Origin of the sequence: uncultured Anaerococcus sp. (assembly GCF_947253225.1) — a bacterium.
In the GTDB taxonomy this organism is placed as follows: Bacteria; Bacillota; Clostridia; order Tissierellales; family Peptoniphilaceae; genus Anaerococcus.
Genome location: NZ_CAMXYR010000052.1, coordinates 1 through 9,713 on the forward strand (window position 1 = coordinate 1; position 9,713 = coordinate 9,713).

The window sequence follows — 9,713 nt, forward strand, 5'->3', positions numbered from 1 at the left end:
TATTAATCACCTCGTATGATTAAGATAATTTTATCACTTTTTTAACGAAAAGTTAATCTTTTTTAAAGATATTATTTATTAAAGCATATAGTTTTGAAAACTAGATTGCTGGTTTAATTTTACCAGGCCTAAGCCTGGCTCAATTCTAGTCTATTTTTAGAAAACCGAAGCCCACAAGACCTGGACCTGTGTTTGCACCAAGAGTTGGGGATATTTGGTCTTTTATAAAAAGACTTGCTCCTTCAATTATATCTCTTAAGGTTTCCTCAAGCTTTGCTGCCATATCTTGGCTATCTCCATGTGCTATGAACATATAGTAGTTCTTCGCCCCTTCAAGATTTTCCAAGGCAAGCTTATAAAATTGCTTGAAGATTTTCTTTTCTCCACGAACAAGTTTTACAAGTTTGAACTTTCCTTCTTCTGGGTCAACTGTAATAAGAGGTTTTACAGAAATAGCATCAGAAATTTTTCCGAAAGTTTTAGGAACTCTCCCTCCTTCAACTATATATTTGAAGGATTCTATCGTGAAAAACACCCTAGAGTTGGTGCGGATATTCTCAAGTCCCTCTTTTACCTGGTCAAATGTCCTACCCTCATCTATGAGTTTCTTGGCATAAAAGGCCAAAAATCCCTCTGCAAGTGTTAAATTCCTACTGTCAAAAGCATAGGTCTCAATTCCTTCAACTTCAAGCATATCACATAGGTTATATGTGCCAGAGAACTTGCTTCCTATACATATAATAATCACCTTATCATATCCGTCTTCCTTTAGCCTTTCTATAAGACTTATAACGTCACCAGGCGCTGGAAGGCTTGTTTTTGGCAAGTAATTTTCTCTTTTTATGTAAGCGTAAAAATCTTCAGGACTTATATCTATCCTATCTTTTAGAAACTCTCCCTCTATATTAATATATAAAGGCAAATAGTACATCCCTTTTTCTTCAGCCAATTTCGGAGAAATATCCGCTCCAGAATCAACTACTATTGCTATTTTTTCCATAATATCTCCTAACGATTCTTCAAAGTAATCCTTGTGTATAATTTAGTAAAGAGGGACAGGGTCAACAAGTACAAGACCTTGTCATGGTGGTCCTTGCTTATGAAATTTATACTTATATCATCACCCTGCTTGAGCACCGCTTCCTTGCTTTTAGTGAAAATATCAACAAAATTATCATAAACTTCTTTAATACCAAAGGTATCTATTTCTATACTTACCCCTTTGGATATCTCCTCAATTGACATTACTTGCTTGAAAAGCCCAATCGCTATAATCTGTGCCAAGGACTCCCTGTAATATTTTTTGTTAATAGGCTCTTTTATGTAGGAAAGTTTAACATAATTGTTTATCATAGATGGTGAAATAGGATTTTCATCACCAATAAATAGGGGTTTTATACTTCTGCCTAGAAAGTTTATAACTTCTGTCATGTAGATACCTTCATTAGGTATGTCTTCCCAAGTTGGAAGTTTTAAATCTCTTAATTGTTTTATCTCTTGCATAACTTATCCTCAGATAATTATACCACTATCTAGTTTTTGTTACTAGCTGTTCTTACTCTAAATCTATAACAAATTCTTGATTATCCTCTTCAATCCACCTAATATCTGTGTCCTCTCCTTCGCTATAGGCTACAAAGGCCCTACTAACTTCCTTATCCTCTGAAAAATTCGTCGGAAAAAATATTTGTGGTTGGAGAATTTCATTGAAGGCTTTTGCCCTATTATAAATTTTACCCCCATTTTTATCTAAGAGTGGCAAAAAGGCAATGTCAATTTCCTCATAATCATCATAAATTCTATAAAGATAATTAAAAATATTTTCCTTATCAATATTATTATCAAGCAAGTAGGAATCTCCCCCATAGAATATATTGAATCCGCAAACCCTAACAAAAAAGGACACCCCTCCTTGATCTTGACTATAAGAAGTAACATCTACTTCCTTGCCAAGCCTTAGGTAAGAATCTCTTTCTACAAAGTGAACATTTTTTGCTTGATAAAGGTTCTTTAGACTTTCTATTGAAAGTTTATTATCTTTTAGATATATTACATTGTTGTCTTTCTTGCTATAGGCAATATCTGCGCTTAACACATAGGTGAAATCATCCATATTTGCAACCTTTAATATTTCTGGACTATAGTGGCCATCTTCCTTGCTTGTTGCAAAAAATATAGTTTTTTTATCATCTGGTATATTAAGAACTCCCCTGTCATAATCAAAGACTAGAAAGTAGTCATCTATTTCCAAACTATAACAATTTCCAGCTACAAAATTTACTATTATCTCATCATTCATACAAAACTCCCTTACTCTAGGAAATATATACCCATTCTTGCCAATTTATAAATTATCGTATAATAATTTTGAAAGAAGGTTATATGAAAAAAGAAATCAAAACAAATGCAATGAGAATATTAGATAGATTAAATATAGCTTACGAGCATGTTGACTACGACCTTAATGGCGAGTTCACTTCAGCAGTTGATATAGCTAAAAAGACCCATGAAGATGCAAATATAGTCTATAAAACACTAGCTACAACTAGCAAAGACAATGAAGTTTTTATTTTTGTAATACCTGCTGCAAGCTCTATTGATTTCAAGAAGGCCAGCAAAGTTGTTAATGTAAAGAGCCTGTCTATGGTTCACCTCAAAGATTTAAAGAAAACTGTGGGCTATGAAAGAGGGGCGACTACAGCCCTAGCTATGAAAAAAGACTTTCCAGTTGTCCTTGATATAGAAGCCAAAAACCACCCTATAATTAAGGTATCTGCTGGCAAGGTTGGCCATGGACTAAAACTTAATCCTGATGACTTTATTAAAGCTAGTAAGGGAATGTATGGGGATGTATGTCAAGAAAATTAGTTAGGATCTTTAATGATTTTTCACAAACTTTTTCCTATGATGAAACCTTAGCGCTCAAGACCCAGCTAAAGACTACGAAAGATTTTCCTGAGAATAAATTAAGGGAGATAAAATTTCTTATCCCAGCTGATGAAAAACTGGATAGATTAAGACTTTTGGTTATTTTATCTCCAATTTTAATAGCAACTTTTGATTCTTCTTCGGACGAATTGAGTTTTTTTAGGAAACAAATAGATAAGTCTAGTTTCCCTTACGGACTCTATCCTAATTTTTTTACTTTTAATGAGGAAAAATACAGAGATTTCTACAAAAATAATCCTATCCTAGAAGATATCTACCTTGGAGAAGATAAATTTATAACTTTCACTATCAATCCTTTAAAGGATGATTATATCTTAGCTCTGGATTTTTTACTTGAGAAATTAATACTTGAGAAGGAAAATTCAAGTAAATTATTAGCTTACTTCCAAGAAATTAGAGATGATATAGTTATCAATGGTAGAAGGTCAATCCTTGCCAATGGCATCCAAGCCTTCTACTTATCTAAATATGTGCTAGTTCGGGATTTGATTTTGTTTGAAGGTTTGATGGAAAGATATGAGGAAGAAGTATCCTATCTTAGGCCAATATACGATAGAATTAACACACTAAAGAGGGCGAATGAATAGAAAGTCTTTTAGATAACAAATAGCCTATTTATTTAACTAGAAAACCTCGCAGATTGCGAGGCTTTTTTACTTGTATTTGATTTAATTACTTATTAGATTTAATTACTTATTAGATTTTCTCCAAATTCCAAGCTTTTCTGCTTCTTTGATTAGTTCTTCTCTGTTGTCTGGATGAGCAAGACCTACTAGAGCTTCTGCTGCTTGCCAAGTTGACAAGCCCTTGAAGTTTACAATACCTTGTTCTGTAGCGATGTAGTGAGTGTTGCTCCTTACTGCAGTAGCTTGAGTTCCTGGTTTAAAGGTTGGAACTATGTTAGAAATTCTCTTTCCTTCCTTGTTTACCCTTGATGATTTAAGAGCGATAAAAGACCTACCTCCCTTTGACCTATAAGCACCAAGAACAAAATCTAAAGCTCCACCTGCTCCTGATATATGTCTAGTTCCAGCAGACTCAGCAGAAATTTGTCCCCAGAGGTCTACTTCGAGAACTGTGTTTATTGATACATAGTTGTCGTGAGCTGCTATTACGTCTATATCATTTACATAGGAAACTGGGCAAGCCATCAATTCTTCATTTCCATCAATATAGTCATACATTTCTTGAGAACCTGCTGCAAAAGCATAAGTTTGTCTGCCTGGGTTGATATTTTTCTTTTTACCAGTGATTCTACCAGCTTTAGCCATTTCCATGAAGGCATCTACATACATTTCTGAGTGAACTCCGAGGTCTTTTAAGTCAGACTTAGCTATTTGAGAACCGATAGCGTTTGGAAGACCACCAATTCCAAGTTGGAGAGTATCCCCATCTCTTAAATTTTTAACAACATAATCTGCAACCTTTAGTTCTTCCTCACCAAATTTAGCACTAGGAATTGTTAGCATATCGTAGTTTGAAGATTCGTATACATAATCCACATCCTTGATATTTACATAGTTTCTAAAGCCACCAAGACCAACAGGAACATTTTTGTTTATTTCAAGAACAACCTTTTCTGAATTTTCAAATGATGTCATAGCATGAGATGCTGATAGACCGAAGTTAAAGTTGCCATGTTTATCCATTGGAGAAACTTGAATAACAGAAACTGCTGCTTTTGGTGCATTTTCTGCTATGTATCTCTCAACTTCAGAATATTTTATTGGTATAAAAAACGCACCATATGGATTGTTATTAATTAAGTTTCTTTCTGGACCAGTTGAGTGCCAAGAATGATAGATAAAGTGTTCACCTGTACTATCAGCTTGACCTACATATGGGTTGTAAGGTACCACACCACTTCTAATTTTGACATCTTTCAGTTCATCAACTCTAGCTGCTAGAGCCTTATCAAAATCAACTGGTACCAAGGCTCCCCAGCCCATTTCTACCCAGTCGCCACTTTTTACGAGACCTGCTGCTTCTTTAGCAGTTATTAATTTTTCTTGATATAATTTTTCAAAATCCATTTAAAACCCCTTTACATTAAATCGTTTTCACTCTATATTATACCCAAATTTTTTTGTATTATTCTACAATTGATAAAATTTATCATTTTTCATTTGATAATCAAAGTTTGTAAAATTAAAAGGGTGTAAGTCTACACCCTTTATTGATAAAGTATGATTATCTTTCAACTACTAATGCAGTTCCCATACCACCACCTATACATAGGGTAGCGATACCTTTCTTAGAGTCTCTCTTTTGCATTTCATATAAAAGTGTTGTAAGAATTCTAGCTCCACTAGCTCCTACAGGGTGACCAATTGCAATAGCTCCACCATTTACGTTTACTATATCAGTATTTAAACCAAGTTCTTTGATTACTGATAAAGCTTGAGCAGCGAATGCTTCGTTTGCTTCAATTAGGTCGATGTCTGCAAGTGTTAGGTTAGCTTTTTCAAGAGCTTTTCTTACTGAAGGGATTGGGCCTGTACCCATGATTTTTGGATCAACACCTTCTGTTGCATAGCTTACAATTGTTGCAAGTGGTTTTACACCAAGTTCTTTAGCTTTTTCTTCGCTCATTACTACTAGGCAAGCGGCACCATCATTGATACCAGAGGCGTTAGCAGCTGTAACTGTACCGTCTTTGATAAAAGCTGGTTTTAGACCAGAAATGCTTTCTTTAGTAACACCTTCTTTGATGTATTCGTCTGTATCGACTACAGTTACTTTGCCTTTTCTACCTTTAACTTCAACTGGGACGATTTCATCTTTGAACCTTCCTTCAGCTCTAGCCTTAGCAGCTTTTTGTTGACTTCCTGCAGCAAGTTCATCTTGTTCTTCTCTTGATAGAGAGAATTTTTCTGCTATATTTTCAGCAGTAACTCCCATGTGGTAGTCATTGAAAGCATCCCAAAGTCCGTCTTTGATCATCTCATCGACAACTTTTTTATCTCCCATTCTAGCTCCCCATCTCTCATCTGTTAAGAGGTATGGAGCGTTAGACATTGATTCTGTACCACCAGCTAGAACTACATCACAGTCTCCTGCAAGAATCATTTGAGCTGCTAAAGATACGCTTCTAAGTCCTGAACCGCAAACGATGTTTAGAGTCATTGCTGGTTTTTCTATTGGAATACCTGCATCAAGAGAGATTTGACGAGCGATATTTTGACCATTACCTGCTTGAAGTACACAGCCTAAAATTGATTCATCTATATCTTCTGGTTTAATACCTGCTCTTTTGATTGCTTCTTTAGCTGCTACTGCTCCTAATTCTCTAGCTGTAACTGTTTTGAATGCTCCACCATAAGCACCAACTGGTGTTCTTGCTGCACTTGCTATTACTACTTTTCTTGTCATATTATCTCCTTAAATCTTTTCGTTAAACTTGCCAAATCTTATTTGCTGTAATCGTAGAAGCCCTTACCAGTTTTTCTACCAAGGTCTCCTGCTCTAACCATTTGTTTTAATAGTGGGCTTGGTCTATATTTGCTATCACCAAATTCTGTATAAAGAACTTCCATGATTGCAAGACATGTATCAAGACCGATTAAATCTCCCAAAGCAAGAGGTCCCATTGGGTGATTAGCACCAAGTTGCATACCCTTATCGATATCTTCAACACTTGCAAGTCCATCAGCAAGAACTCCGATACCTTCATTTATCATTGGGATGAGAAGTCTATTTACAACAAATCCTGGTCCTTCTTTAACTTCGATTGGTTGTTTACCAAATTCTTCAGCTAATTTGAAGATTGTTTCATTAGTTTCATCTGATGTGTGAAGACCTCTGATAACTTCAACAAGTTTCATAACTGGAACTGGATTGAAGAAGTGCATACCAATAACTTTATCAGCTCTTTTTGTTGAAGCAGCAATATCTGTAATTGATAGAGAAGATGTGTTAGAAGCAAGAATTGCACCTTCTTTAACAACTTCATCAAGTTCTTTAAAGATTTCTTTTTTAAGTTTTGGATTTTCTGTTGCAGCTTCAATAACTACATCACAATCTGCCAAATCTTTTAATTCAGTTGTATAAGAAATGTTAGCGATAGCTTTTTGTTTAGCTTCTTCAGTCATTCTTTCTTTAGAAACTAATTTAGCATAGTCTTTTTCAATTCTAGCTTTAGCTTTTTCTAAGAATTCATCCTTAATATCTCTTACAACTACTTCGTGGAATTTTGCAGCTACTTCTACAATTCCTCCACCCATGATTCCTGATCCGATTACTCCAATTTTCATAATTACTCCTTTATTTTATGATTACATTTTCCTATTTTAATAGATACCCAATTATTTGTTCTTGAACTCAGCTTTTTCTTTATTCATAAAAGCTTTCATTCCTTCTTTTTGATCTTCAGTTGCAAATGAAAGACCGAATAGGTTTTCCTCAACCTTGATGGCTGAGTCGATATCAACTTGTCCACCAACATTGATAGCTTCTTTAGCAAGTCTAACTGCAACAGGTGCGTTAGCAGCAACTTTGTTTGCTAGTTTTGTTACTCTTTCTTCAAGTTCTTCTGCAGGAACAACTTCTTGAACAAGACCAATTTCAAGAGCCTTATCTGCTTTAATGTTTTGACTTGTATAGATTAGATATTTTGCAAAACCAGGTCCAATCAATCTTTGAAGTCTTTGAGTTCCACCAAATCCTGGAAGAATTCCTAGACCTGTTTCAGGTTGACCAAAAAGTGCCTTATCGCTTGCAATCCTAAAATCACAGCTCATAGCTAGTTCGCATCCACCACCTAGGGCAAAGCCATTAACAGCAGCTATTGTTGGGATTTCAAGAGACTCAAGCTTTCTAAATACTTGTAGACCTTTTTTACCAAAAGCTTTTCCTTCTAGTGGAGAAAGGGTTGACATTTCTTTGATATCAGCTCCTGCAACAAAGCTTCTGCCTTCCCCAGTAAGGATTAGAACTCTAAGGTCCTTGTTTTCTTTGATTTCGCATAAAACTCTATTTAATTCATTAAGAACTTCTGAGTTTAGTGCATTTAGTGCTTCTGGTCTATTGATAGTAAGTCTTCCGATATAACCATCAACTGTGTACTTAATTGTTTTATATTCCATAATGCCTCCTAAATTTGCAATATGTGATTGCCGAATATGTAGTTATTGATATTTTTTTATCAATAAACCTTAGAATTTAGCTGCTTATCTTATGATGTTTATATAAGATTTTAAACTATCATCTTCTAAGCAGCTTCTTACCTAAAAACTAGTTCTTCTAGTTAGCTTTTCTTTCTTTAATTAATTGAGTTAGTTTTGGAACAACTTCGAATAAGTCGCCAACAATACCGTAATCAGCTATATCAAAGATTGGTGCATCCGGGTCTTTGTTGATAGCAATAATTGTATCACTTGCTCCAATACCAGCCAAGTGTTGGATGGCTCCAGAAATACCTACTGCGATATAAACTTTTGGTCCTACAGTTTTACCTGATTGACCTACTTGGTGAGAGTGAGAAATCCAGCCAGCATCTACAAGTGGACGTGATGAACCAACTGTAGCTCCCAAGGCTTCTGCTAAATCTTCTACTAATTTGAAGTTTGAAGCATCTCCTAGTCCACGACCACCAGAAACGATATATTCAGCTCCAGCCAAATCTACATCTTCTCCTTCATCTCTTGGAATGAAGTCAAGGATTCTAGTTCTAACTTCTCCATCATATTTGATATCTTCAGAGATTTCTTCAATCTCATCTTTTGCTCCGATTTCTTCTTTAGAGAATACTCCTGGACGAACTGTACCCATTTGTGGTCTTGAATCTGGACATAGGATTTGTGCCATTAAGTTACCACCGAAAGCAGGTCTTGTCCATTTAACATTTCCTGTTTCAAAGTCTACGTCAAGTTCTGTACAGTCTGCAGTAAGTCCTGTTCCAAGTCTTGAAGAAATTCTTGGTCCTAAATCTCTACCAACATTTGTAGCACCAATTAGGATTACATTTGGATTGTATTTTTCAACAAGTTTGCAAACTGCATTTGCATAAATATCTGTGTTGTATTGTTTATATTCTTCGCCTTCAACGGTGATGATACCATCAACGCCATGAGCTTTAACTTCTTCTTTTGCATTAGCTACATTTTCGCCAATGATAACTGCATATAATTTTTGTTGTAGAACATCAGCCATTTTTCTGCCTGGGCTTAGTAATTCTAGTCCAACGCTAACAGCTTTTCCTTCTTCATTAGTTTCTACAAGTACCCAAAGGTTTTTACAATCTGTCATACTTCCCCCTTAAATAAGCTTTTGATCTACTAGAGCTTCCATCAATTTGCTTGCTAATTCATCTGCTTCCATGTCTTCAAACATAACTGCAATCTTAGTTCTGTCTGGAGCGTAAGATTTAACTACTCTAGTTGGAGAACCTTTAAGACCAATCTTTGTCTTATCTATTGTAGCTTCTAGATCATCAAATGTAATTTGGCCAATCTCAGCTTTCTTAGCCTTTAGTTTGTTTTTAATCTTTGGATATCTAAGTTCTTCAGCACCAAATTTTGTAAATGTTATAAGGGCTGGAAGTACACATTGTACATTTTGAGAACCGCCTTCTACTTCTTGTAAAACTTTGATTCCTTCATCGTTAAGTTCTGCTGTATAAGAACGTGTTACTTGTGGTAATCCTAAGTGTTCAGCAAGTTCTGGTCCTACTTGAGCTGTATCTCCATCAATAGCTTGAAGACCACAGAATACTAAGTCAGGTTGTCCTTCTTTTTCAGCTACAGCTTTAATAGCATTAGCTAGGA

10 protein-coding genes and 1 pseudogene are annotated in these 9,713 nt (G+C 35.4%); 2 read left to right on the forward strand and 9 right to left on the reverse strand.

Annotation, left to right across the window (positions count from 1 at the left end):
- Window positions 1-145 precede the first annotated feature (145 nt).
- Genes Q0W95_RS06310 through Q0W95_RS06320 form a run of 3 tightly spaced genes read right to left on the reverse strand, consistent with a single transcriptional unit; the run spans window position 146 to window position 2,299 of the window.
- The gene (locus Q0W95_RS06310; protein ID WP_297790998.1) at window positions 146-1,000 is read right to left on the reverse strand and encodes a DegV family protein; all 855 of its coding nucleotides are present in this window, start codon (window positions 998-1,000) and stop codon (window positions 146-148) included.
- An 8-nt stretch (window positions 1,001-1,008) separates the two neighbouring features.
- Window positions 1,009-1,503: a DUF1836 domain-containing protein gene (locus Q0W95_RS06315; RefSeq protein ID WP_297791001.1), complete on the reverse strand. Its 495-nt coding sequence runs from the start codon at window positions 1,501-1,503 to the stop codon at window positions 1,009-1,011.
- Between the two features lie 52 nt (window positions 1,504-1,555).
- Complete coding sequence (locus Q0W95_RS06320) at window positions 1,556-2,299, reverse strand: metal-dependent hydrolase (RefSeq protein WP_297791003.1); 744 nt, start codon at window positions 2,297-2,299, stop codon at window positions 1,556-1,558.
- Window positions 2,300-2,382: 83 nt separating this feature from the next.
- Here Q0W95_RS06320 and Q0W95_RS06325 point away from each other — a divergent pair, with 83 nt between their 5' ends.
- Together Q0W95_RS06325 and Q0W95_RS06330 are read left to right on the forward strand one after the other, a co-directional pair.
- Window positions 2,383-2,868: a YbaK/EbsC family protein gene (locus tag Q0W95_RS06325; protein ID WP_297791006.1), complete on the forward strand. Its 486-nt coding sequence runs from the start codon at window positions 2,383-2,385 to the stop codon at window positions 2,866-2,868.
- A complete protein-coding gene (locus tag Q0W95_RS06330) occupies window positions 2,853-3,536 on the forward strand; it encodes a hypothetical protein (RefSeq protein ID WP_297791008.1) in 684 nt (227 codons plus the stop codon). Before Q0W95_RS06325 ends, Q0W95_RS06330 begins: the two co-directional genes overlap by 16 nt.
- A gap of 102 nt (window positions 3,537-3,638) precedes the next feature.
- Here the strand turns inward: Q0W95_RS06330 and Q0W95_RS06335 are convergent, their stop codons facing one another.
- The 6 genes and pseudogenes from Q0W95_RS06335 to Q0W95_RS06360 all read right to left on the reverse strand — a co-directional run.
- On the reverse strand, window positions 3,639-4,982 hold the full coding sequence (locus tag Q0W95_RS06335) for an acetyl-CoA hydrolase/transferase C-terminal domain-containing protein (RefSeq protein WP_297791010.1): 1,344 nt from the start codon (window positions 4,980-4,982) through the stop codon (window positions 3,639-3,641).
- Window positions 4,983-5,139: 157 nt separating this feature from the next.
- Window positions 5,140-6,321, reverse strand: coding sequence for an acetyl-CoA C-acetyltransferase (locus Q0W95_RS06340; RefSeq protein WP_297791012.1), 1,182 nt, complete (start codon window positions 6,319-6,321; stop codon window positions 5,140-5,142).
- 38 nt (window positions 6,322-6,359) lie between these two features.
- Complete coding sequence (locus tag Q0W95_RS06345; protein ID WP_297791014.1) at window positions 6,360-7,202, reverse strand: 3-hydroxybutyryl-CoA dehydrogenase; 843 nt, start codon at window positions 7,200-7,202, stop codon at window positions 6,360-6,362.
- Between the two features lie 51 nt (window positions 7,203-7,253).
- The gene (locus Q0W95_RS06350) at window positions 7,254-8,033 is read right to left on the reverse strand and encodes an enoyl-CoA hydratase-related protein (protein WP_297791016.1); all 780 of its coding nucleotides are present in this window, start codon (window positions 8,031-8,033) and stop codon (window positions 7,254-7,256) included.
- A 157-nt stretch (window positions 8,034-8,190) separates the two neighbouring features.
- Window positions 8,191-9,195, reverse strand: coding sequence for an electron transfer flavoprotein subunit alpha/FixB family protein (locus tag Q0W95_RS06355; RefSeq protein ID WP_297791018.1), 1,005 nt, complete (start codon window positions 9,193-9,195; stop codon window positions 8,191-8,193).
- Between the two features lie 9 nt (window positions 9,196-9,204).
- Window positions 9,205-9,713, reverse strand: a pseudogene (locus tag Q0W95_RS06360) (electron transfer flavoprotein subunit beta); the annotation flags it as partial.